Source organism: Mycolicibacterium sp. MU0050, from assembly GCF_963378085.1.
Classification (GTDB): Bacteria; Actinomycetota; Actinomycetes; order Mycobacteriales; family Mycobacteriaceae; genus Mycobacterium; species Mycobacterium wendilense.
Genome location: NZ_OY726395.1, coordinates 4,956,840 through 4,979,988 on the forward strand (window position 1 = coordinate 4,956,840; position 23,149 = coordinate 4,979,988).

A 23,149-nucleotide genomic window follows, 5' to 3' on the forward strand; every position below is an offset into this window, starting at 1 on the left:
TGGGAGCGGTGCGGTCACGTCGAGGCTCATTTCCGTCTCGGTCGCGCAACCGTTCCGGAATCGGCCCCAGAGAGCTCTTATATTTCAGGTGCGTAATTTCTCTCCTGTAATTCGCCAGGACTAACAGAAGGAGTCGACGTGCGGCTTTCTATTTCTCGATTCCTTTGCACGGGGGTCGTCAGCATCGGAATGGGTGCTGCTGCAGTGCTATTGGGCGGACAGGCCGCGGCCACTCCGTTCGTCACGGGCGGCGCCGACTGCCTGGAGAAGATGTCGGGGACCGCGGCGCCCTGTGCTGCGGTGTCACTCGAGGCGTCCGGCCTGGCCGCCCCCGTCGCGGGTCCGCCGCCCGGCCCGCCGCTGGTTCCGCCCGTGGTGCCGCCCCCGTTGGTGCCGCCGGTGCCGCCGGTCGCGCCCCCACCGGTGCCCCCTCTGGTGCCGCCGGTGCCCCCAGTTCCGCCGCTGGTGCCGCCCGTTCCGCCGGTTGCCCCGCCGCCGCCGGTCCCCGTCGTCCCGCCCGTCGCGGCCCCTGTGGCGGCCGGCGCGCCGCTCACGACGATGAGTGGCGCGGCGTCCGGCAAGGGCGTACCCACCAATCCGCAGACCACCCGCGGTCCGCAGTCCGGCGTCCCCACATTGCCCGGAGCCGCCGATCCCAGCTGATCAAATGTGGACGGGATCCGCTGCGCGGCAGTCGAACCAATGACTCCCGCACAGCGGATCCCGGCGCAGAGTTCGTCGTAGCAGTGCTGTTCATCTAAGAGGTCGGGTCCATGCGAGCAGTCATTCGTTCTGTTCTCGCGGCGGTCGTGGTCGCCGCCGTGTTAGCCGCACCGACGGCTGAAGTCCAAACCACGGCGATCGTCCAACCGCTGCACTCGATGATCGAATCGATCCAGCCGACCGGCGACGAACCCGTCGGCGTGGCCCACCCCGTGATTGTGACGTTCACCGGGCCGGTGGCCAACCGCGCCAGCGCGGAGCGGGCCTTGCGAATCAGCTCCACGCCGGCCATGACGGGCAAGTTCGAGTGGCTGGAAAGTAATGTGGTGCAATGGGTTCCAGACCGCTACTGGCCGTCGAACAGCACGGTGATGCTGTCGGTCGGCGCCAAGAATGCGCAGTTCAAGACCGGCCCCGCCGTCATCGGCGTCGCCAGCCTGTCCAAGCACACGTTCACGGTGACCATCGACGGTGACCCGGCCGGACCGCCGGTCCGCCTGCCCGCGCCTCATCATCTGCCGCACGCGGGCGAGGAGGGCGTGCTGCTGGCCTCCATGGGACGCGAGAAGTATCCGACGCCCGTGGGCAAATACACTGTGCTGGAGAAGAACCGGACGGTGCTGATGGATTCCAGCAGCGTCGGAGTGCCGATCACCGAGACCGAGGGCTACCTGCAGGAGGTCGACCACGCGGTGCGGATCACCTGGCGAGGCATCTTCGTGCACTCGGCGCCGTGGGCGGTCAACTCCATGGGCATCGAGAACACCAGCCACGGTTGCATCGGGCTGATCCCCGCCGCCGCCGAATGGTACTTCGACCACGTCAAGATCGGCGATCCGGTCATCGTGGAGGAATAGCCGACCAAGCCGCCCCCGCTGATCGACGCCGCGGGGTAGTGTCGAGGCATCGGGACCAACTCAGGACCCCATGATCAAGGGGCCAGCATGTCTGATAAGTCTCCGCGCCAGTCGATGACGAAAAAGTCCGGAAAAAGCCTGAAGGAAAAGCGGGCCGCCAAGCACGCCAAGGCCGCCCAGGCCCAGGCGTCCGCCACCGACTCGCTCATCAACGGCAAGAAGCGCTGAAAACAAGCAGCTTTCGCGGACCTTGATCGCGTTCGAGGCGCTGAACCCACGGACGCAGCAACGGCGGCTCGGCCCGACGTCTACTCGCGTGAGTGGTTACGTTCGCCGAGCAGCAAAGTTCCCTCGGGATCGTAGATGTGACGGTCAAGGCATTGCATGGTTGGGACTGCAGGGGTTAGGGCCGCGTCGCGTCACCTGCTGCCTGTGGTACCGAACCCGCGATCGGACCAATGTGCCAATCGCCCGTCGGCCGCGCGGGTGGCGGTGCGAATGTAGAGCCGAGCTCGTTTCCCGTGGACCAGGATCACGGACCGGTGCCCATACCCGCTGAGTGGGACGTCCCCTGGTGCGGAGCACCCTCGGTCACCACCATAGAGGCCCAAGGATCTCGCAGCTCGCCGCCCCGTTTCTAGGGGTGCGCGTACCAATTCGCCGAGGGGACAAACCATGCCGACAGGCGGTGACTACGACCTGATCGTGGTGGGATTCGGCGCCGCCGGTGCCGCAGCGGCCATCGAGGCTGCCGATCGCGGGGCACGCGTGCTCGTGCTGGACCGCGGCCACGGCGGTGGGGCCACCGCGTTGTCCGGGGGCATCATCTACGCCGGCGCCGGGACACCGGAGCAGCGGGCCGGCGGCTACGAGGACAGCGTCGAGGAGATGCGCGCCTACCTGCGGGCCGAAGTCGGCGATGCCGTCAGCGACGAAACCCTCACCCGGTTCTGCGAGCAGAGCCCCGCGATGATCGAGTGGCTCAAGGCCCAGGGGGTGGAATTCCGGGGCGGGCCGGTGTCGTCCTACAAGACCTCCTACCCCACCGACGACTTCTACCTCTACTACTCGGGCAACGAGAAGGCCCACCCGTACGGCGGGTACGCCCGGCCGGCGCCGCGCGGCCATCGCGTCCTGGCCCCCGGGATGAGTTCGGGCCGAGTGCTCTTCGAGCACCTGCACCGCTCCGCGCGAAGCAAGGGCGTCGAGATCGTCCCGCTGGCCCGGGTCCACGACCTGATCAAGGACGATCAGGGACGCGTCACCGGTATCCGCTACCGGGCGGTGCCCACCGACAGCGCTGCCGCACGCAAGTATTCGACGCTGACAAAGCTGACCGGCAAGGTGGGCACCTGGCTGCCCGGCGTCGTCAAGGGAGCAGTCGCGCGGGCCGAAGAAATCTGGACCGAGGCCGCCGTGCCGGGCCACGCGCACGCCGGGGCCGTGGTGCTGGCCGCCGGGGGGTTCGTCTACAACCGGGAATGGATGCAGGAGTTCGCGCCGCAGTTCATGAAGATCTCGCCGCTCGGAACGCCGGGTGACGACGGCGGCGGCATCGCGCTCGGTCTGGCGGCCGGGGGCACGGCCGACAAGATGGGCAACGTCACCGCCTGGCGTTTCCTGGCGCCGCCGAGCGCGTTCCTGGAGGGCCTCACCGTCGGCGCGGACGGTCGACGAATCGCCAACGAAGACCTCTACGGAGCCACCCACGGCAACGTGCTGATGCGCGAGTTCGGTGGCCGCGGATGGGCCATCTACGACGCGTCGACCTGGAAGAAGGTGCGCCGACAGATCCGCGGGCAGACGCACGTGTTCCAACGTTTGCAGCTGCTGTACCTCTTCACACTCGGGCACAAGAAGGCCGCGACCATCGAGGGCATCGCAGCGCAGAACGGCATCGACCCGGCCGGGCTACGCCGCACCTTTGATGAGTATCGAAGTGGGATCACCAGCGGTGCAGGAGATCCCGCGCACAAGACGTCCGAGTTGTGCCCGCCGATGCAGACCGGGCCGTTCTATTCGATCAACATCTCCGCCGATTCGTCGATGTTCTTTCCGATCCCCGGCCTGACGTTGGGCGGCCTGGTGGTCGACGAGAACACCGGCGAGGTGGTGCACCGCGACGGCGGTGTGGTTCCGGGCCTGTATGCCGCGGGCCGCAACGCCGTCGGCATCTGTTCCAACAGCTATGTCAGCGGCCTGTCGCTCTCCGACTGCATCTTCAGCGGTCGCCGGGCGGCCGCCCACGCCGCACAGCGGCTGGGCTTCGGGTCGGTGCACCGAGACGCCGACTGACATGACGTTCGACGAGGGCGTCCGGAGCACCTCGCTGCACTCGTACTGCACGGCCGCGGACGTGGCTCCGTTCCACCACTGATCCCGCACCAGCGGACTTCCTGACCGCCGGTTTCAGAAAGGACATAGCGTGAGAGCCGCCGTAATATCCGCGCCCGGTCAAGTCGACATTGTCGACATCCCGACTCCGTCCGTCAGTGCGGGCGATGTGCTCGTACGTATCCGCGCCTGCGGGATCTGTGGGTCCGACACGTTCTACCTGTCCATCGGTGGTCTACCGCCGCACCAGGGCAACATGCCGCTCGGACACGAGGCAGCCGGCGAAGTCGTCGCGGTCGGTAGTGCGGTTACCGACATCGCCGTCGGCCAACGCGTGGTGATCAACCCCATGGCTGCGCCGGACGGTGTCATCGGCAACGGCGGCGCCAGCGGGGCACTGGCGCAGTACCTCCTCATCAAGGATGCGGTGGTAGGCCACAGCGTCGAGCCCATCCCCGATCACGTGCCATTCGAGGTAGCAGCACTGAATGAACCCATGGCCGTCGCCCGCCACGGCGTCAACCAGGTAGCGCCCAAGCTGACCGACCAGGTGGTCGTCTTCGGTGCCGGCCCGATTGGTCTCGGTATGACAATTTCGCTCAAATCCCTTGGCGTCCATCATGTCGTCGTGGTCGATGTGGTGGCTGACCGTCTCGACAAAGCGCTCGAAGTCGGAGCGGATGCGGTCATCAACTCCAGCACCGAGGACCTGCCCGCCCGCCTCCGCGAACTGCACGGCAATGGCGAATCCATTTGGCCGGACCGGGCCGGCACGGACATCTACCTCGACGCCGCAGGGGTGCCCGCGGTGGTGAACACTGCGCTGAGCACCGCCAAGCGCGGCGCCAAGATCGGCATCGTCGGGGTCCACAAGGAACCGGTCAGCGTGGACCTGATGAACATCATGAGCAACGAGCTGACTCTGGTCGGCTCGATGGGGTATCCTACGGAGATCTTCGAAGTAACCCCCGACATCGTCGCTGACTGGCAGACCTATGCGAAGATCATCAGCCACACCATCGATTTCGACGACCTGCCGGAGGCCCTCGAGCTGGTAGCCACACCCGGCGCCACGGAAAAGGTCGTCATCGTCTTCGACTGATCGGGGTGGCACCTGGCCGGCGCTGGCCGGCGCGCGGATACGCGCCGGCCAGTCGGGATGCTCAGCCCAGTTGCAACGGAATCGAGTCGAACGCACGCGCCCAACTCGAGGTGGTTCGGACCGCCTCGCCGGCCAGCCTGCAGCCGGGGAATCGGGCGAACCACTCGGTAAAGGCAATACGTGCCTCCAACCGGGCAAGGTGCGTGCCCATGCAGTAATGCACACCATGGCCGAATGCGGTATGACGTTGCGCCTTCCGCTGTATGTCGAAGCGCTCCGGGTCTGGAAACTCCCGCTCATCGTGGTTGGCGGACCCCCATACCAACAGCACCCGCGAATCGGCCGGAATGTGGACGCCGTGCAACTCGATATCGCGCGTGGTGCTCCGGGGTAGGGCCTGTGTCGGGGATTCGATTCGAAGCATCTCTTCGATCGCGCCCGGCCACAGTGTCGAATCATCTTGCAGCAGTTCGAGCTGGTCGGGGTGATTCAGCAGCAGGACGGTGCCCGATCCGATCAGGCTCGCAGTCGTGTCGTTGCCTCCGAGCACCAGCAGCAGACAGAAACCCAGGAGTTCCTCGTCGCTCAGCCGTTCCCCGTCGATCTCGGCGCTGATCAGTGCAGACATCATGTCATCTCGTGGTCGATGCCGGCGCTCCTCGAGCAGCTCGGCGAACATCGTGTAGATCTGGATCGCCGCCTTCAGCGGCTCTTCCGTGCTGGTGGTATCGATGAATGTCTCCGTACAGGCACGCATGGGTGCGATGTACTGCTCATCGAGACCAATCATTCCGGCGATGACCACACTGGGAATAACTGCAGCATAATCATGTTGAAACTCGCAACCGTTGTTCGCGGCGATCGCATCGAGAAGGTTCCTGACCGTGCATCGAATCGAATCGAATCCTCCATGGCCGCCACCCGCCGCGGGGTGAAGACCCCTGAAACCAGTTTGCGGAGCGCAACCTGCCGTGGTGGATCCAGGTAGATGAGTTGTGGCAGCAGATCATTGGCCTCGGCCACCCGGCTGGAGAATGTCTCATGGTCGGCGGCGGCGGCCCACACATCGGCGAACCGCGTCAGTGCGAAGAACTCTCCACCAGGTGCGCGGTAGACCGGGTGTTCATCACGCATGGTGCGGTACACGTCCCACAGTTCAGTCTGGAACTCAGCGGCCCACGGGTCGTACCGGACTTCACTGCTTGACATGGTGTTCCATCCTTTCGGTGCGCTGAAGGCGCCTGTTCGACGAGCCGGCATGGCCGTCCGGGTGCGGTCACACCGGCTACTGCAGGCTGTATCCGCCGTCGACCACGAAGCTGGATCCTGTGCAGTACGAGGCTCTTTCGCTGCACATAAAAGCGATGACGCCTGCGACTTCAGCAGGCTCTGCGAACCGGCCGAGCGGGATGTGGTCGAGCTCGGCCTGCTTGATCTCGGGGAAATGCTCCATCGGCGCGGTCATCCGGGTCGCGACAACTCCCGGTGTCACGGCGTTGACCCGGATTCCCGCCGCAGCCCAGCGGGCGGCCAGCGCCCGGGTCATCGACAACACCCCAGCCTTGGCCGCGCCGTAGCCCGGCACCACCGTCGTCGCGCGAATCGCCGCCATCGACGCCAACGTCACCACACTGGCACCGCCACGCAGCGCCGACGCCCGCAACGCCGACTCCAACGCAACGGTCAGTCGGTATTGAGCAGTCAGGTTGATGTCGACGGAGGCCGCGAATCCGTCGGGCGTGCTCTCGTCGAGTCCGCCCGGAAAGTTGACACCGGCGTTGTTGACCAGAACGTCCAGTGTCGAGAACGACGCCGCAAGTGCGTCGATTGCGGCGTTGTCGGTCAACGCGAGTGCGCGATAGGCCATTCCGGACAGATCGACCGGGTACTCCGCGGGACTCGCTTTGGTGCCGGTGATCGTCACCGCCGCGCCGCTGTCTCGGAACAAGCATGCGGTAGCGTGGCCGAGACCGCTGGTACCGCCGGTGATCAGAACTTGGGTGCCGGCGAAGTCGAAGCTGATCCGGTTGGTCATGACAATTCCTCGATCTGTTTGCGGAGCCACGCGGTTTCCCAGAAGTTCGTGCTGGTCTCGAGGAGTCGCTGGTGGGCTTGGACCAGTACCTGCGCGGCGGCGGCGTCGGCGGAGTCGACTTGCCGCACCACTTCGGCGAGTTGGATTGCGTGCACTGCGTTCCCATCCGCCAGGTGCCTACGTGCGCGGGTGATCAGCGACTCGGCGCCCGCAAGCTCGACCAGGTCTGCCGCGGTGGCCTGGGGCGCTTCGGCATATAGTTCGGCCGTCGAGCGATGATGGAACCATCCGGCGTAGTTTTCCCAGATCGCTCGCACGTTCCAGCGGACCATCCCATAGCCCTGGCCGACCTCAAGAGGCGGCGGCAACGTGATTTCGCGCATCAGGGTGTGAACGTCCTTGCCGGCGTTCATGCCCGCGACGGTGGCGTCGTGCAGATAGAGCACGGCGTCCCGCAGTCGGCTGAGTTCGCTGTCGATGCGGCGGCGGCCCCGGACCGGTTCGAAATGCCCGGTCAGCAGTGTTTCCGCGCCCAACAACCGCACCTTCTCGATGGAATCGGCAACTGTGAGTGCATCGCGATAACGGTCGCCGCGCATCGTCACCAGGTTGGGAATATGACCGAACAATGCTCCGAACACGTTCCCGCACAGGCAGACACCTTCATCCGGCAGCCAGATGACCAGGCTGTCGGTGGTCTCGCCACCCGGTGTTGCGTGCAGTTCCATCCGGCGTCCGCCGACCGTCAGGTCGAGACGGTCGTCGACAACGACTGTGGGTCGCGGGGCCGCCTGGGCCGGAACGGTACCGTAGCGTGCGATGGCCTCCTGGATCGCTCTGGTGGTGGTAGCGGCAAAGGCGAAGGCTGAGTTCGCGATCCGGAACGGCGCCAACAGTTCGTTGTCGCGACGCCAGGAGTCCCAGTTCGCCTGTGCGACGATGTCGGTGTGGTCGTTGACGAAGGCGTCCGCGCCGCCGACGTGGTCGTAGTGGCCCTGGGTGAGGATGACGTAGCGGATCAGGGACCGGTCAATCGCGTCGTAATTCTCCCGGTGCACCGGACCCTCGAAGCCCATGCCCGTGTTGACCACGACTCGACCCTCAGAGGTCGTCAGCAAGTAGCTGTTGGAAAGCCCGGGTGAGAGCCATATCCCGGGGACGACGGCTTCGGTGGCGCCCGGCCGCGCGCCGGCAATCCGGTCTGCCCCCGGCCGACTCCGGAACAGCGGTTCCTCGAGACTCACACTTCCTCCCGGACGTCGAAGCGCGAGAAGTAGAAGTCGAAACGCGAACGGATTTCGCTGGGCGTCCGGCCAAAATGCCGTTCGACGTCGTACCGGAGCTGCCCATGTTTGCCTCTGGGATTGCTGTCGAGATAGCTGCGGAACGATTCCCTGGTCTGTTCCGGCAGTGCGGTTCCGTTGCAGGCGTAGAGCCGGTCCAGGATCGTCATCTCATTGCCGTTGAGGTGGTGGAAACTGATGTCGAGGCTGGCGTCCGCCCCGACGAGATCGCGGTCCCGGACGCACGCGCGCAGCAGTCGTTCGACGCGATCGATCCAGTACTCGACCAAGGTGTCCGGGTCGATGCTGGTGCGTCGGATCCGGTCGCCATAAGCCAGCATGGTCACCGCCGACTGGATAACCGCCACCGGGTCGCGGTGCGTGAACGCGACGGTAGCGTCGGGGAATGTGGCCAGCAGTGGGCCGAGCTGTTCGCAATGTTGCGGCGATTTCAGCACCCATTGGCGCGGTCCCCGCAGAAACGTGAGCGCCTTAAGGATCGTGCGCAGATACCCGTAATGACGATGCTGGTCAAAGGTGTAGTAGTAGTCGCGCCATTGCGGTGACCGGACATGCCATTCCAGGACGTAACTGGCGAAGTCGAGGTCCAGTAACTCGACCTCCTCCTCGATGGCCTGCGGGAACCGGTCATGCATCGCGGCCAGCAACGGCGTCAATGCGGTCGCGGACTCGTGCTCGGCGATCGAACGCAGGAATCGAGGGTCGGTGCCGTTGACATCGGGTCCCTCACCGCGGCACGCGAAGGGCTCCTGGCTTTCCCAGTACGGCAGCGCGCGCCGTCGGACATCGGCGGCGATCAGATTCACCAGATGCGTTGTGCCGGAACGCGGAAGCCCGACCACGATGATCGGGCGGTCGATCTCGATGTCGTGGATCTCGGGGTAGCGTCGCAGCAAGTCGGTGAACAGCAGTCGGTTGGTCAGCAACCGCACAATCCGGCTCTGCAGGATGATCCGGTTCAGGTTGGTGTTGCCCGAATCCGACTCCACAGCCTCGGCATAGCGGGCCAACCGGGGCTGGAACTCGTCGCTCCCGAAGTCATGGAGTCCCGTCCGCTCGGCCGCCTGCCGCATCAGTTCGGTCGGTCGAAGGTCCACCGGCACGCCGGCGACCTGGTCGAGCAGGGCCCGCTGCGTGCTGTTCAGCACCGGCGCACACAGATCTTCGATGTCCAGCGTGGCTGACGCCATGGCGTGCCCCCTTCCGGATGGCGCGGTGTCGAATATTCGTTATATGCTTCGAATATATGGATGGGAAGCTAAGTCACATAGAACAGGCGGGTCAAGACCCGTCGCCCCCGACTGCACGCGTGATAGCAGTGATCGAGTACCTCACCGCGCGGTCGACCCCTGGTGCCCCCCTCGCTGAAATCATCCGTGAACTCGGCATATCCCGGTCAACGGGCCACGCCATCCTGCAGACGCTCAGTGCGTACGGCTGGACTCGGCGTGACCCGCTCAGTGGGACATACACGATCGGTGACCGCTTGCCACGGGCGCCGCAGGCCCCGGCACCTCGTGTCGAGGTGTTGCGCGGTCCGCTGGTCGATCTGGCTGCCGACCTCGGGATTGCGGTCTGCCTTTCGGAAGTCCAGGGTTCGTCGATCGTGGTCGTCGAGTCCATCGGCGCTGGGTCCGGTAGCCCACCGTTGAGTCCGGGTCTCCGGCTGCCGTTCGTCGCCCCGTTCGGCCGCGAATTCGTCGCGTGGGCACCCGTGGCGGCGCGGCGGGACTGGTTGGCGGCCGCCGGGCCGGTGAACAGGAAGTTCCGTACTCGGATTTCGTTGGTACTCGACATTATCCGGCGACGCGGGTACGGCGTCGAACGACTCAGCGACGAACTCAATCGCGTCGTCACCGCGTTGCTGGCGCTCGACGGCGGCCGTGGCTCCGATGCGATCTCGGCCCGGTTGGCCGGCGCCCTCGCCGACCTGACGGTGGTGGACGTGCTCGGCGAGGAAGCCACCTCCGGGCCGGCGGTGGCGGTGGCCACCGTGTCGGCCCCCATCCGGGACTCCAGCGGAGCAGTCGCGCTGACGGTATCCGCGCAGCCGTACCGCGAACTCGCAACGGACGCGATCGATCGTCTCGGGGCACAGGTGCAGGCGTTCGCCGGCCGCGCGTCCGATCTGCTGGGGAGCGGTCCCGGTGAGCGAGAACCCCGTCGCACCAGCTTGCGTGCCCACGCCTAGGGTCGCGAGGATGACGGTGCACACCTACGACCACGACGACACCTTGCGCGAGATCACCACCCCCGGCGGGGTATTGCGCTATCACGAGGCCGGCGCCGGTCCCCCGCTGTTGTTGCTGCACGGCTCTGGCCCGGGAGTCACCGGTTGGCGCAACTTCCGCGGAAACCTCGGCTTCTTCGCCGAGCACTTTCGGTGCCTGGTGCTGGAGTTCCCGGGCTACGGCGTCAGCGACGACTTCGGTGGGCATCCCGTCATCGATGCCCAAACGGCGCTGGTGCAGTTCACCGAGGTTCTCGGCCTCGAGCGCGCGCATATCATCGGTAACTCGATGGGCGGCGGCGTCGGCATCAACTTCGCGATCAACCATCCCGACCGCGTCGGGAAGCTGGTGACCATCGGCGGAATCGGCACCAACCTTTTCAGCCCGGGCCCCAGCGAGGGCATCCGGTTGCTGCAGGAGTTCACCGAGGATCCCACCCGGCAACGGTTGGTCGACTGGCTGCAGTCAATGGTGTACGACCCCGCACTGGTGACCGAGGAACTCATCGAGGAGCGGTGGGCGTTGGCCACCGACCCGGCGACCTTGGCGGCCGCGCGTCGGTTGTACGGCAAGGCCGCCTACGCCGCCATGATGGACATGATGCGCAAGGCGGACTTCCCGATGCCCTGGGCGGTCATGCACAAGGTCACCGCACCGACCCTGCTGACCTGGGGACGCGACGACCGGGTCAGCCCGCTGGACATGGCGCTGATCCCGATGCGCACGATCCCCAATGCGGAGTTCCACGTGTTCCCCAACTGCGGGCACTGGGTGATGATCGAGGCCAAGGCCGCCTTCGAGCAGACGGTGCTGGGCTTCCTGACACGACCGGAATCGTGAGCGTGTCGACTCCCCGCATGCGCATCTCCATGGGGCTCCCCACCCTCTTTCCGCACGAACGCGAGACCGAACTCGCCTGGTACCGAAAGATCGACCAGGGACCATGGGATGGCCTCGTCACCTACGAGCGGCTGCTCTACCCCAACAGCTGGTCGGTGATCCCCCAACTCGGCGCCGCGGCCGCGATGACCGAGCGGGTGCGGCTCTGGACCGACGTCGTCGCGCTCCCGTTGCACAACCCGGTCCTGTTCGCAAAAGATCTGGCGACCGTGGACGTACTGTCCGGTGGACGCCTGACACTCGGGGTCGGCATCGGCGCGTGGGACGAGGACTATCTGGCGGTCGACAGCCCGCTGGACCGGAAGCGTCAACGCATGGACGCGGCGGTGGCCACCATGCGCAGCGTGTGGGCTCAGGAGCCGCCCGTCGCGGGACATCTCCCGGTGGGCCCGAAGCCCGCACAGAACGGCGGTATCCCGTTGGTAGCCGGTGTTATCGGTCCGAAGGCGCTCGCCCGCGCCGCGCGCTGGGCTGACGGAGTGAGCGACCCGGCGCATTCCCTGCACTTCGATGCCGAGGGTTTGGCGGCCCAGCGGGAGCGCGTCGTCGAGGCCTGGCGGGTGGCCGGCCGGACCGACCGGCCACACTTCTCCGCACCGGTCTGGTTCGCGCTGGGCCCCGACCCGCAGAACCAGCTCGGGGAGCACGTCGTGGACTTCTGGGACCAGGAGGTGGGCAACGTCGACGCGGAGTCCTCCTATCTGACGGCTCCGAACGCGGGGACGCTGAACTGCGGAGCGGCCGGTCTACTCGCCGCTGTGAACGGCGCACGTGCAGCCGGCCTCGACGAAATCCGGCTGGTCCCGACCACCGCCGATCCTGACGAGATCGACCGGGCGCGTGAGGTTCTCGGCATCTAGCTCGGCTCGGCGGTCGGCCAGATCACTACGGTCCGTCACCGGCGGGCACACCACGCAGCCCCCTGGTCAGCAACGCGTGCGCCCGGGGGCCGCCATCGAGCATCCGGCTGCTGCGCTTGGTGATCCGCCAGCCGTCCGGGCCCCGGGTGAGCTCGAAGTGATTCGCCGCCGCTCGCCACACCAGGTATTCCTGGGCAACCTTGCTGTCGGGCAGCGGTTCTGGGCGGCGCAGCAACACCAACGACTCACAAACCGCGATCGCGCCGTCACCGTCGACGGTGACCACGGCCGGTCCGAGGAAGTGGCTGCAGCCGGCCGCGACGAGCTCCCGGTGCGCGGACGAACTCACCATCGCCTGGACCTCAGCCTGGCCGACCATCTGCCAATTCTCGACGTCGTAGGTCCCGGTCTCCGCCCACAACTCGGCGGCGGCCGCCGCGTCCGCGGCGTCCACCGCCGGGCCATACGACGCGATCAGACGAGCGATGTCCCGTTCGTCTTCGAGGCGGCGCACCCGCGCCAGCAACTCCGTGAGCATCGCACCCTGGTCAGCCTCGCTCACCTGCGGTTCACCAACCTGCGGATGCGCTCGTGTGCCTCCAAGACCACGTTGGCGCGGTCCGGTGCGCTGTTGGCCGCGGCGGTCGCCGCATTCCCGCCGGCGACGTGCACCGGCCCGTTGGCCAGGTTCGCCAGCCCTTCCGCGGCGACCTCGGCCGGTTCGTTGACGATCATTCCCGGGATGTCGAAGTTCAATCCGACGCGTGCCATCGCCGGAGTTCGGGTGACGCCGAGCACCAGTTCCAGGACGTCGACCCCGTGCGGCCGCAACTCCAGCCACAGGCTTTCGGCGAACACCCGCGAGAACGCCTTCGCGCCACCGTAGATCGAGTGCCGGTCGGCGCCCATGTACCCCGACAGCGAGCCGACCAGGACGATGCCGCCGCGCCCGCGGTCGACCATCTGTCGGCCGTAGTGCTGCACCAGCTCCATCATCCGGGTGACGTTGAGATCGAGAACCTTCTGGAACTCGCCCAGCGGGGCGTCGAGGAACGGCTCATTGCAGGTGCTGGCCCCGGCGTTGTAGATCAACAGCCCGACCTCCACGTCCGCCGTGGCGGCGAAGATCTTCGGTGCGGCGTCGGACTCGAGCAGATCGACCGCGACGGTGCGCACTTCGGCCCCGACGGCCTCGCAGCGCCGGGCCGTTTGGTCGAGCGGTTCCGGCTTCCGGGCAATGAGCACCAGATTGACGCCCGCCTCGGCGAGTTGGTGGGCGAACTCGGCCCCGACGCCCTCAGACCCCCCGGCTATGACCGCCCAGGGTCCGTACTTCGCAAGTTCTGACATGGTTCTCCTCACCGCCGCCGAGAAGCAGCCTACTTACCCGGCTGTCCTGAGGTTCCATCTCTTGATCTGGTTCTCGGCGAGGTAATCGGCCAGAACCGGCTCAGCGCGCGATCAGATCGAAGCCCTTGTAGCCGGCGTCAGCCACTTCCGAGCAGATGTCCAGATAGGCCCCGAACCCGCCGATGAACAACATGAACACTCGCGGCTTACCGGGCACGTTGGCGCCCATGTACCAGGAGTTCGCCCGCGGGAACAGCGTGGCGTCGGCGCGGCGATTACATTCGGCGATCCAGTTGTCCACCGCGTCGGTGGTCGCCTCGATGGCGGCGAGCTCGCGCTGGTCGAGGTAGCCGATCGCGTCGGCGATCCAATTGATGTGGGCCTCGGCGTGCAGCACCATGTTGGCCAGCACCGCGGGCGAACCCGGACCGGACACCAGGAACAAGTTGGGGAACCCGTCGACGCCGAGGCCCAGATAGGTGCGGGGCCCGTCGGTCCAGTCGTCGACGAGTCGCTGCCCGCCGCGCCCGACGATGTCGATCTTGGCCAGCGTGCCCGTCATCGCATCGAAGCCGGTGGCCAGCACCAGGGCGTCGACGTCGTAACGGGCTTGCGACGTCACGATGCCCGTCGCCTCGACCGCCTCGATCGGCGTCTTGCGGACGCTGATCAGCTCTACGTTGGGCCGGTTGAAGGTCTGGAAGTAGTTGGTGTCGGTGCAGATTCGCTTCGTCCCGATCGGATGGTCGTTCGGGATCAGCAACTCGGCGACCTCGGGATCCTCGATAACCGCGCGGATCTTGCGTTCGTAGAACTTGCGGGCTTCCTCGTTGGCCTCGAAGTCGATCATCTGATCGGAGAACGTCTTCGAGAACAGCACACCGCCCAGCTGCCAACGCTTTTCGAACGCCTCCTCACGTTCCTCCGGCGTGACCTCCATGGTGAGCTTCGGATGCGCCAGATGCGGAGACCCGCCGCCGCTGCGCCACGACATCCGCCGACGCTCGTCGTAGGTCGCCTTGGCCTGGGTGATCTCTTCGGCTGTCAGGGGCCGATTTCCCGCCGGGACACTGTAATTCGGCGTGCGCTGGAAGACGTAGAGCTGCACGGCCTGCTCCGCGATGAGAGGGATCGACTGGATCCCCGAGGAGCCGGTGCCGATCACCGCGACCCGTTTGCCGGTGAAGTCCACGCCGCCGTGCGGCCAGTGCGCGGTGTGATAGACGTCGCCGGCAAAGGTGTCCAAGCCGGGGATGTCCGGGGTCAGCGGGGACGACAGCGGACCGGTGGCCAGCACCACGAACCGGGCCGTGACCACCTCCCCGCTGTCGGTGGTGACAGTCCACGTCAGGGTGTCCTCGTCGAGAACGGTCGCGAGGACCCGGGTGTTGAAGGTGATGCCGTCGCGCAGGTCCAGCTTGTCGGCGACCCAGTTGATGTACTCGAGAATTTCGGCCTGGCTGGCGTACTTCTCGGACCAGGTCCATTCCTGCTGCAACTCATCGGAGAAGGAATAGCAGTAGTCGAGGCTCTCGACGTCGCACCGTGCCCCCGGGTAGCGGTTGAAGTACCAGGTGCCGCCCATTTCGGGAGCCGCCTCGAAGACCCGCACCGAGTGGCCCTGCTCGCGGAACTTGTGCAAGGCGTACAGCCCGGCGAACCCGGCGCCCACCACAACGACATCGACACGGCTACTGGTCGCGGTACTCACGGCAGCAGGCTAAGCCCGGTCACGCCGCCCTTCGGTGGACGCTTCCCGGTCAACGGGCATCTCGCTGTTTCTCCCGATCACCGGTGAGACCCTCTCGCCGCGCCAACTCGAGGGGCACACAATACCGATCATGACTGCCGCCGAACCCGGTCGCGGCTCCGCGCGCGCCGTGCCGCTGACCGTCACCGCCGTCATCGACGAGAGCCCCGACGCCAAGTCGTTGGTGTTCGCCGTCCCTGACGACCAAGCTCCGAGGTTCGACTACCGTCCGGGCCAGTTCCTCACCTTGCGCATTCCCAGCGAGCAGACCGGCTCGGTGGCGCGCTGTTACTCGTTGGCCAGCTCGCCGCACACCGACGCCGCACCCAAGGTTACCGTCAAGCGCACCGACGGCGGTTACGGTTCGAACTGGCTGTGCGACAACGCTTCTGTTGGCGACGTCATCGACACCCTGCCGCCGGCGGGTCTGTTCACGCCGGACGACCTGGATGCGGACTTCCTGCTGTGGGCGGCCGGCAGCGGGGTCACCCCGGTGATGTCGATCCTCAAGTCCGTGCTCGCCGCCGGGACCGGCCGGGTGGTGTTGTGTTACGCCAACCGCGACGAGCGCTCGGTCATCTTCGCCGCCGAACTGCGGGAGTTGGCGGCCCGGTACGCCGGTCGGCTCACGGTGTTGCACTGGCTCGAATCCATCCAGGGTCTGCCGACCCGCGCGCAACTCGGCGGGTTCGCGCGCATGTTCACCACGTATCAGTCGTTTGTCTGTGGGCCCGCGCCGTTCATGACGGTGGTCAAGGAGGCGCTGTCCGAGGCGGGCGTCCCACGACGGAACGTGCACCTCGAGGTGTTCGAGTCCTTGAGCGGCGACCCGTTCGCCGCGGTGCCGCTCGAGCCCGTCACCGACGACGCCGCCGGGACGGCGGCCGCGATCAGCCTCGACGGCACGGTGCACCACCTGCGCTGGCCACCGACCCGCAACCTGGTCGACGTCATGTTGGGCGCGGGGCTGGAGGTTCCGTTTTCGTGCCGGGAGGGCAACTGCGGCTCGTGCGCGGCCACCGTCGTCGACGGCGAGGTCGACCTGGGCAACGCCGGCATCCTCGAACCCGACGACATCGCCGAGGGCCTGTTCCTGGCCTGCCAGGCCCGCCCGCGGTCGGACACGGTCACGGTGGAGTTCTGACCGGCGGATCCGGTCCGCTCAACGGGATGGGGCTAGCGGAGAGGGGTTCCGTCCAGCCACCATCAACGTCATGACGAAACGGGTGATCGACAGCCTCGCCGAACGCGCCGACCAGTTCCGCGAGCAGGCCGTGGAAGCCGAGAAGATCGGCAAGCTGACCGACGACACGGTGAAGACCATGAAGCAGATCGGGAGCATCCGGCTGCTGCAGCCCAAGACGCACGGTGGTCTGGAGGTTCACCCGCGCGAATTCGCCGAGACGGTGATGGCCACCGCCGCGTTGGATCCGTCGGCGGGCTGGATCAACGGTGTCGTCGGCGTGCACCCATATCAGCTGGCCTACGCCGATCCCCGGGTGGCCACGGAGATCTGGGCCGACGACATCGACACCTGGGTGGCGTCGCCCTACGCGCCGCAGGGCGTGGCCGTCCCGACCGACGGCGGCTACATCTTCACCGGCGGCTGGCAGTTCAGCTCGGGCACCGACCACTGCGACTGGATCATCTTGGGCGCCATGGTCGGTGACGCCGACGGAGCTCCGCTGATGCCGCCGCAGATGCTGCACATGATCCTGCCCCGCAAGGACTACGAGATCGTCGAAGACTCCTGGGACGTCGTCGGGCTGCGCGGCACCGGTTCCAAGGACGTCATCGTCAACGGCGCCTTCGTCCCGGACTACCGGACCATGGACGGGATGAAGGTCATGGACGGCACGGCGCAACGCGAGGCCGGCATGACCGAGCCGCTGTACCTGATGCCGTGGTCGACCATGTTCCCGCTCGGGATCTCCTCGGCGACGATCGGTATCGCCGAAGGTGCGCTGGCGGCGGCTCTTGACTACCAGCGCGGCCGGATCAACTCCAGCGGCGTGGCGATCAAGGACGACCCGTACGTCATGTATGCCATCGGCGAGGCCGCGGCCGACATCAACGCGGCCCGCCAGGAGTTGCTGGCCAACGCCGACCGCATCTACGACCTGGTGGCGGCCGGCAAGGAGGTGTCCTTCGAGGACCGTGCCGCCGGGCGCCGCACCCAGATCCGGGCCGTGTGGCGCGCGGTGTCGGCCGTCGACGAGATTTTCGCCCGCTGCGGTGGCAACGCAGCGCGCATGGACCAGCCGCTGCAACGGTATTGGCGCGACGTGCACATCGGCCAGGCGCACGCCATCCACGCTCCGGGCAGCACCTACCACGCGTCCGCGCTGAGTTCCATCGGCGTGGACCCGCAGGGTCCGCTGCGGGCGATGATCTGAAAGAGGCGAACCGATGACGACCACTCCCCTGTTCAAGAGCCTCGGCTACGTCACGGTGCAGACCGCCGACATCGACCGCTGGCGTCAGTTCGCCTTCGACGTGTTGGGGTTCGCCCAGGGCCACGGGCCCGATCCGGATGCCCTGTACCTGCGGATGGATGAGCGGGCCGCCCGCATCATCGTGCGGCCCGGCGACACCGACAAGATCGTCACCATCGGCTGGGAGGTGCGCGACCGTGCCGGGCTGAACGAGGTCAAGCGCGCACTCCGGGCCGCCGACGTCAGCTACGAGGAGTTGTCGCAGGCCGACGCCGACGCGCGCCGTGTCGAGGAGGTGATTGCCTTCCGGGATCCCGCCGGCACGGCGTTGGAGGTGTTCCACGGTGCGGTGCTCGATCACAGTCCGGTGGTCACGCCGTTCGGTGCGCGGTTCGTGACCGGCGCCCAAGGACTGGGCCATGTGGTGCTCCCGGCGCTGGACGTGGCCGAGGCGTTCGACTTCTACACCGAGGTGCTGGGCTTCCGGTCCCGCGGGGCGTTTCGCGTCCCGGTGCCGCCGGAGTTCGGCGTCCTGCGCGTGCGGTTCCTGGGCATCAACGAACGCCACCACAGCCTGGCGTTGTGCCCGGCGTCGACGCTGCGGGACCCCGGTCTGGTTCATCTGATGGTCGAGGTCGATTCCCTCGACGCCGTCGGTCAGGCGCTCGATCGGGTCAACAAGGACGGCTTCCAGCTGTCCTCGACCCTGGGGCGCCACACCAACGACAAGATGGTGTCGTTCTACGTCCGCGCGCCCGGCGATTGGGACATCGAGTTCGGCACGGATGGCATGCGGGTCGACGAAACGTATTACACGGCAGAGGAAATCACCGCCGACAGCTACTGGGGCCACCAGTGGGTCGACGACCTCCCCGCGGCCATGCGGCCGTGAGCGCGGTCCTCATCCGCGCCGCCCGGCGCAGGTAGCACCGCCCGCGGCCGAGCGACCCCACAAACCCGGCACCGGCTCGATGCCGGTGCCGCAGTTCACGAGCATCCCGACGGACCCGTCCGGCAATCGCCGGACGGGTCCGTCGGCGTGTGCGCCATCAACTTTCCCCATCCACGTGACAGCGCACACATATGTGTGGTAGATATATGCGCATTAGGCATATGCCTACTAGAAATATTCCACTCAGCCATGGAGGACCCATGACCGGGACGACCACCCTGCCCGCGGCCGCCGCCGAAAGCCCCAGGTCGGAAACGCCCAGCGCAGTGATCGACCGGGTGTCGCTGGTCCTCGATGCGTTCGACGGTCCCGGTCGGCTCACCCTGGCCCAGATCGTGCGCCGCACGGGACTGCCCCGGTCGTCGGCGCATCGGATGCTGGAGCGCCTGGTGCAGCTGCGCTGGCTGCGCCGCAACGGCCGTGACTACGAGCTGGGCATGCGGCTGGTCGAGCTCGGCTCGCTGGCCGTCCACCAAGACCGCCTGCACAAGGCCGCCATCCCCCGCCTGCACGAACTGCATGCGGCGACGGGTCTGGTGGTCCATCTTGCGGTGCTCGACGGCACTGACGTGGTGTACATGGAAAAGGTCGGCGACCGGATGGCCGCCGCAATTCCCACCCGCGTCGGCGGCCGGCGACCGGCCCACTGCACCGCCGTCGGGAAGGCGATGTTGGCCTTCGCGGACGACGCCGCCGACACCCTGGAGGCCGACCTCCTGCCCCGTCTGACCAAGTACTCCATCTCCACGCACGCCCAACTGCGCAACGAGCTGCTCAAGGTCCGCTCCCACGGCACGGCCTTCGATCGCGAGGAGTCCCTCCCCGGCCTCGGGTGCGTGGCCGCGCCCATCGGCGACCCGGGTGAGGCGGTGGCCGCGGTGTCGGTGTGTGGTCCCATGAGCCGAATGATGTTCGACCAGCGCCTGGTGGCCCCGGTCCGGATGGCGGCGATGGGAATCTGGCGCGCGGTCGAAGACGGGCCGGTCCGGGTGGCCCCCACGCTGCAGCAGATGCGACCGCTGCGCGTCGGGCCCGCCGCGACCGCGGGCCCGCGTCCCCAGCACGTCGCCCCCCGGAAGCTCGCATGAGCCTGGACCCGCAGATCGCCGAGATCATCGAAACGCTGGACGCGGGCTTCCCCCCGGTGCACACGATGACCGGCGAAGAAGCCCGCGCTGCCATCCGAGCCCGGTTCGTGGCGCCCGCGCAGCCCGAGCACGTCGCGTCGGTCGACGACAGGACCGTTCCGGGCCCCGGCGGGCCCCTCACCGTGCGGGTCTACCGACCCGAGGCGGCGCTCGACAAGGCCGTGCCCACAATGGTTTTCGCGCACGGCGGCGGCTGGGTCTTCTGCGATCTGGACAGCCACGACGGCCTGTGTCGCGCCTTCGCCAACGGCATGCAGGCGGTGGTGGTGTCAGTGCACTATCGCCGCGCCTCCGAGGAGGGGCAGTGGCCCGCGGCGGCCGAGGATATCTACGCAGTCACCCGCTGGGTCGCCGAGCACATCGACGACTTCGGACGTGACCCCGCGGCCGTGCTGGTCGGCGGCGACAGCGCCGGGGGCAACCTGGCGGCGGTCACCGCGCTCATGGCCCGCGACCGCGGTGGGCCCACGCTCGCCGGTCAACTGCTGCTGTATCCCGTCATCGCGGCCGACTTCGACACCGAGTCGTACCGCCTGTACGGCCAGGGTTTCTACAACCCGCGGCCGGCACTGCAGTGGTACTGGGACCAATACGTGCCCGTTGCCGCCGACCGGACGAACCCCTACGCCTCGCCGCTGCACGCCGAGGACGTGACCGGCCTGCCGCCGACCATCGCGGTGCTGGCGGGCCACGACCCGTTGCGCGACGAGGGCGCGGCCTACGTCGAGAAGCTCCGGGCCGCCGGGGTGCCCACCGTGTCCCGGATGTTCAACGGCGGCGTGCACGGTTTCATGACGATGCCGGCGTTCGAGATCTGTCAGCGTGCCCGCGCGCAAGCCTGCGCCGACGTCACCGAACTGGTGCACACCATCACCACGGGTACCCCATGACGTCGTCGGTCAACAGGGTTGTCTACGTCACCGACCGCGTGCTGACCAAGCCCGGTATGGGACGCCGGTTCGTCGACCGCTACCTGTCCGAATACGCCCCCGGAGCCCGGGAACGCGGGATGACGCTGGAGCACCTCCTGGTGAGCCCGCCGATCTGGTTCGAGGACCAGCCGAACACGGTGACCGCGACCTGGACCCTGCCGAGCCCGCTGGCCTGGTGGCAGATGACCTGGAAGGGGCGGCCCGATCCGGAGTTGGGGCAATGGTGGGCGCGCGCAGACGAATTGGTGCAAGAGCGGTCGCGCAGCGTCGCTGCGGCCGCCGCGGACGTCGATACGTTGTGCGCCATGGCGGACTCCGGCGATGTATAGCGTCACCCGCTTGGTGGACGTGTCGCCCGACCAGCGTGACCGCCTCCTGGCCGCCCTTCGCGGCGCTGCGGCCGCGACCGGGGCGCGGCGGTGGCTGGTGGAGTTCACCGATCCCGGATCGCGCAATGGCGGCGACATCCTCGTTCAGCTGGTCTTCGACGATGAGGCCCACTGGCGCAGTGCGGCAGCCCAATTCACCGCGGCACTCGCCGACCCGGCGGTGACCCGCGTCAACGGTGCCACCTACACGGGCACCCCCACCGCCACCGAACGAACCGGGACGGTGTTTCGGGCCTTGCTGTTGCGGGTCACGCCGGGAACCCACCCCGACACGGTCGCGCGTTTCGAAGCCGAGTTGGCGGCGATGCCGCGCTACGTCGACACCATCCTGGCGTGGCAACTGAGCCGGGTGATCGAATCGGTCGGCACCACCGCGTGGACACATGTGTTCACGCAGGAGTTCACCGATGTCGACGGGCTCATGGGCCCCTACCTGATGCACCCGATCCACTGGGCCGTGGTCGATCGGTGGTTCGACCCGGAGTGCCCCGAGGTCATCGTGCGGGATCGGGTCTGCCACAGCTTCTGCCGGTGTGACACCGCGATCCTGAGCTGAGCGAGGACCCCCGCACCGCGCTGAGCACGACGCGATCAGCCGGCCGTACCGATCTCGGTGCCCGCGGTGCCGTAGCGCTGGGTCGGATCGAGCACGCAGTGCGTCCGGCCGAACACCGTGACCATGCACTTGTTGTTGTGGTCGCAGCGGCTCCGCTTCGCGGGGTCGGTGGCGATCTGATTGATCAGGTCGGGTTCGCGCAGCAACGCCCGCGCCATCGCCACGAAGCTGAACCCTTCCCGCATCGCAGTCTGGACGTGATCGGCATTGGTGATGCCGCCCAACAGGATCAGTGGGGTGTGCTCGACCACCGGCACGAACTGGCGCGCCGATTCCAGCATGTACATGTCGCTGTACGGATAGGACCCCAACGCCCACTTCCCGATCAACCGGACGCCCAGGTTCATCGGCGGCGGCATCACCGCGGCGAACTCGTCGACGGGAGTGCCGCCGCGGAACATGTACAGCGGCTTGAACACCGAGGAACCCTGGGTCAACTCGATGGCGTCGAGATGCCGGTCGTTGTCCAACAGCTGCACCACGCGAAGGGATTCCGCGAGGGCGATGCCGCCGCGGGTGCCGTCGTCCATGCTGAGCTTCGCGGTCACGGCGATGCTGTCACCCACGACCTCCCGGACGCGCCCGGCGATCTCGCGGGCGAAGCGGGCGCGGTTGTCGATGCTGCCGCAGTATTCGTCCTTGCGTCGGTTCATGGTCGGGCTCAGGAAGGAGCTGGGCAGGTAGAGATGCCCGAGGTGCAGCTCGACCGCGTCAAAGCCGCCATCGACGGCGACCTGCGCGGCCGCACCGAACTGGTCGACGACCCGCTTGATCTCGTCGCGCGTGATCGGCCGGCAATAGTCGAACGACTGCGGATTGAGGAATCGGCTCGGCGCCTTCGGCGTCACCCCGTTCACCTTGCGGGTGGCCACCACCCCGCCGTGCCCCAGTTGCGCCGACACCGCCGCGCCCGCGGCGTGGACCGCGTCGGACAGCCGTTGCAGTCCCGGCACGGCGCGCCGGCTCATCAGGATCTGCCCGGGTGCAATGGCGCCGTCGGGGGCCACCGTGCAGTAGGCGACGGTCGTCATGCCGACACCGCCGCGGGCGAACCGGGTGTGGAAATCAATCAGGTCGTCGGTCACCAGTCCGTCCGGTGACCGTCCCTCGGACGTCGCGGCTTTGATGATCCGATTGCGCAATCGGACGGGACCGAGCTGGGCGGGAGCGAACGGGTCGATCCGCTCGCCGGATTTCGGGGCGTCTTCAGCCATCGTGCCGTCGAACTCCT

Annotated in this window: 24 protein-coding genes and 1 pseudogene; 16 read left to right on the plus strand and 9 right to left on the minus strand. The window is 67.2% G+C overall.

Annotated elements, in window-relative coordinates; genetic code table 11:
- Positions 1 to 189: 189 nt before the first annotated feature.
- From R2K23_RS23595 to R2K23_RS23615, 5 genes are all read left to right on the plus strand, one after another.
- Positions 190 to 663, plus strand: coding sequence for a hypothetical protein (locus tag R2K23_RS23595; protein WP_316513061.1), 474 nt, complete (start codon positions 190 to 192; stop codon positions 661 to 663).
- 110 nt (positions 664 to 773) lie between these two features.
- Positions 774 to 1,580: a L,D-transpeptidase gene (locus R2K23_RS23600; RefSeq protein ID WP_316513063.1), complete on the plus strand. Its 807-nt coding sequence runs from the start codon at positions 774 to 776 to the stop codon at positions 1,578 to 1,580.
- 87 nt (positions 1,581 to 1,667) lie between these two features.
- Positions 1,668 to 1,808 carry a hypothetical protein gene (locus R2K23_RS23605; protein WP_316513065.1) on the plus strand — a complete coding sequence of 47 codons (141 nt, stop codon included), beginning with the start codon at positions 1,668 to 1,670 and terminating at the stop codon, positions 1,806 to 1,808.
- Positions 1,809 to 2,255: 447 nt separating this feature from the next.
- Complete coding sequence (locus R2K23_RS23610; protein WP_316513067.1) at positions 2,256 to 3,875, plus strand: FAD-binding protein; 1,620 nt, start codon at positions 2,256 to 2,258, stop codon at positions 3,873 to 3,875.
- 145 nt (positions 3,876 to 4,020) lie between these two features.
- The gene (locus tag R2K23_RS23615) at positions 4,021 to 5,016 is read left to right on the plus strand and encodes a zinc-dependent alcohol dehydrogenase (protein ID WP_396893686.1); all 996 of its coding nucleotides are present in this window, start codon (positions 4,021 to 4,023) and stop codon (positions 5,014 to 5,016) included.
- Positions 5,017 to 5,077: 61 nt separating this feature from the next.
- On the opposite strand, the gene R2K23_RS23620 is transcribed toward R2K23_RS23615, so the two are convergent.
- The 5 genes from R2K23_RS23620 to R2K23_RS23640 all read right to left on the minus strand — a co-directional run bounded on the left by R2K23_RS23620 (position 5,078) and on the right by R2K23_RS23640 (position 9,545).
- Positions 5,078 to 5,821 carry a cytochrome P450 gene (locus R2K23_RS23620; protein ID WP_316513071.1) on the minus strand — a complete coding sequence of 248 codons (744 nt, stop codon included), beginning with the start codon at positions 5,819 to 5,821 and terminating at the stop codon, positions 5,078 to 5,080.
- Positions 5,803 to 6,225, minus strand: coding sequence for a cytochrome P450 family protein (locus R2K23_RS23625; RefSeq protein ID WP_316513074.1), 423 nt, complete (start codon positions 6,223 to 6,225; stop codon positions 5,803 to 5,805). The genes R2K23_RS23620 and R2K23_RS23625 overlap by 19 nt, the downstream gene beginning before the upstream one ends.
- A gap of 76 nt (positions 6,226 to 6,301) precedes the next feature.
- Positions 6,302 to 7,051, minus strand: coding sequence for an SDR family NAD(P)-dependent oxidoreductase (locus R2K23_RS23630; RefSeq protein ID WP_316513075.1), 750 nt, complete (start codon positions 7,049 to 7,051; stop codon positions 6,302 to 6,304).
- On the minus strand, positions 7,048 to 8,295 hold the full coding sequence (locus R2K23_RS23635) for an MBL fold metallo-hydrolase (protein ID WP_316513077.1): 1,248 nt from the start codon (positions 8,293 to 8,295) through the stop codon (positions 7,048 to 7,050). Before R2K23_RS23635 ends, R2K23_RS23630 begins: the two co-directional genes overlap by 4 nt.
- Complete coding sequence (locus R2K23_RS23640) at positions 8,292 to 9,545, minus strand: sulfotransferase family protein (RefSeq protein WP_316513078.1); 1,254 nt, start codon at positions 9,543 to 9,545, stop codon at positions 8,292 to 8,294. The genes R2K23_RS23635 and R2K23_RS23640 overlap by 4 nt, the downstream gene beginning before the upstream one ends.
- Before the next feature lie 56 nt (positions 9,546 to 9,601).
- Between R2K23_RS23640 and R2K23_RS24910 the strand changes: the two are divergent.
- The 4 genes and pseudogenes from R2K23_RS24910 to R2K23_RS23655 form a co-directional block, all read left to right on the plus strand.
- A pseudogene (locus tag R2K23_RS24910) lies at positions 9,602 to 9,799 on the plus strand (helix-turn-helix domain-containing protein); the annotation flags it as partial.
- A 42-nt stretch (positions 9,800 to 9,841) separates the two neighbouring features.
- Positions 9,842 to 10,546, plus strand: a complete 705-nt coding sequence (locus R2K23_RS23645) for an IclR family transcriptional regulator (RefSeq protein WP_316513079.1) — start codon at positions 9,842 to 9,844, stop codon at positions 10,544 to 10,546.
- A 10-nt stretch (positions 10,547 to 10,556) separates the two neighbouring features.
- On the plus strand, positions 10,557 to 11,426 hold the full coding sequence (locus R2K23_RS23650; RefSeq protein WP_316513080.1) for an alpha/beta fold hydrolase: 870 nt from the start codon (positions 10,557 to 10,559) through the stop codon (positions 11,424 to 11,426).
- A gap of 2 nt (positions 11,427 to 11,428) precedes the next feature.
- On the plus strand, positions 11,429 to 12,346 hold the full coding sequence (locus tag R2K23_RS23655) for an LLM class flavin-dependent oxidoreductase (protein WP_316513081.1): 918 nt from the start codon (positions 11,429 to 11,431) through the stop codon (positions 12,344 to 12,346).
- A gap of 25 nt (positions 12,347 to 12,371) precedes the next feature.
- Here the strand turns inward: R2K23_RS23655 and R2K23_RS23660 are convergent, their stop codons facing one another.
- The 3 genes from R2K23_RS23660 to R2K23_RS23670 all read right to left on the minus strand — a co-directional run bounded on the left by R2K23_RS23660 (position 12,372) and on the right by R2K23_RS23670 (position 15,407).
- Positions 12,372 to 12,884 (minus strand): nuclear transport factor 2 family protein, encoded by a 513-nt coding sequence (locus R2K23_RS23660; protein ID WP_316517528.1) that lies wholly within the window; start codon positions 12,882 to 12,884, stop codon positions 12,372 to 12,374.
- A gap of 20 nt (positions 12,885 to 12,904) precedes the next feature.
- Complete coding sequence (locus tag R2K23_RS23665) at positions 12,905 to 13,696, minus strand: SDR family NAD(P)-dependent oxidoreductase (RefSeq protein WP_316513086.1); 792 nt, start codon at positions 13,694 to 13,696, stop codon at positions 12,905 to 12,907.
- 100 nt (positions 13,697 to 13,796) lie between these two features.
- A complete protein-coding gene (locus R2K23_RS23670) occupies positions 13,797 to 15,407 on the minus strand; it encodes a flavin-containing monooxygenase (protein WP_316513088.1) in 1,611 nt (536 codons plus the stop codon).
- Between the two features lie 130 nt (positions 15,408 to 15,537).
- On the opposite strand from R2K23_RS23670, the gene R2K23_RS23675 reads away from it, so the two are divergent.
- The 7 genes from R2K23_RS23675 to R2K23_RS23705 all read left to right on the plus strand — a co-directional run bounded on the left by R2K23_RS23675 (position 15,538) and on the right by R2K23_RS23705 (position 21,858).
- Positions 15,538 to 16,590 (plus strand): ferredoxin--NADP reductase, encoded by a 1,053-nt coding sequence (locus tag R2K23_RS23675; protein WP_316513089.1) that lies wholly within the window; start codon positions 15,538 to 15,540, stop codon positions 16,588 to 16,590.
- Positions 16,591 to 16,660: 70 nt separating this feature from the next.
- Positions 16,661 to 17,842 (plus strand): acyl-CoA dehydrogenase family protein, encoded by a 1,182-nt coding sequence (locus R2K23_RS23680; RefSeq protein WP_316513091.1) that lies wholly within the window; start codon positions 16,661 to 16,663, stop codon positions 17,840 to 17,842.
- 13 nt (positions 17,843 to 17,855) lie between these two features.
- Complete coding sequence (bphC, locus tag R2K23_RS23685; protein ID WP_316513093.1) at positions 17,856 to 18,773, plus strand: biphenyl-2,3-diol 1,2-dioxygenase; 918 nt, start codon at positions 17,856 to 17,858, stop codon at positions 18,771 to 18,773.
- A 260-nt stretch (positions 18,774 to 19,033) separates the two neighbouring features.
- Positions 19,034 to 19,921 (plus strand): IclR family transcriptional regulator, encoded by an 888-nt coding sequence (locus R2K23_RS23690; protein ID WP_316513095.1) that lies wholly within the window; start codon positions 19,034 to 19,036, stop codon positions 19,919 to 19,921.
- Positions 19,918 to 20,871: an alpha/beta hydrolase gene (locus R2K23_RS23695; RefSeq protein WP_316513097.1), complete on the plus strand. Its 954-nt coding sequence runs from the start codon at positions 19,918 to 19,920 to the stop codon at positions 20,869 to 20,871. Before R2K23_RS23690 ends, R2K23_RS23695 begins: the two co-directional genes overlap by 4 nt.
- Positions 20,868 to 21,242 (plus strand): hypothetical protein, encoded by a 375-nt coding sequence (locus R2K23_RS23700; RefSeq protein WP_316513099.1) that lies wholly within the window; start codon positions 20,868 to 20,870, stop codon positions 21,240 to 21,242. Before R2K23_RS23695 ends, R2K23_RS23700 begins: the two co-directional genes overlap by 4 nt.
- Complete coding sequence (locus R2K23_RS23705; protein WP_316513101.1) at positions 21,235 to 21,858, plus strand: Dabb family protein; 624 nt, start codon at positions 21,235 to 21,237, stop codon at positions 21,856 to 21,858. The genes R2K23_RS23700 and R2K23_RS23705 overlap by 8 nt, the downstream gene beginning before the upstream one ends.
- 35 nt (positions 21,859 to 21,893) lie before the next feature.
- On the opposite strand, the gene R2K23_RS23710 is transcribed toward R2K23_RS23705, so the two are convergent.
- The gene (locus R2K23_RS23710; RefSeq protein WP_316513102.1) at positions 21,894 to 23,132 is read right to left on the minus strand and encodes an NADH:flavin oxidoreductase; all 1,239 of its coding nucleotides are present in this window, start codon (positions 23,130 to 23,132) and stop codon (positions 21,894 to 21,896) included.
- Between the last annotated feature and the right edge of the window lie 17 nt (positions 23,133 to 23,149).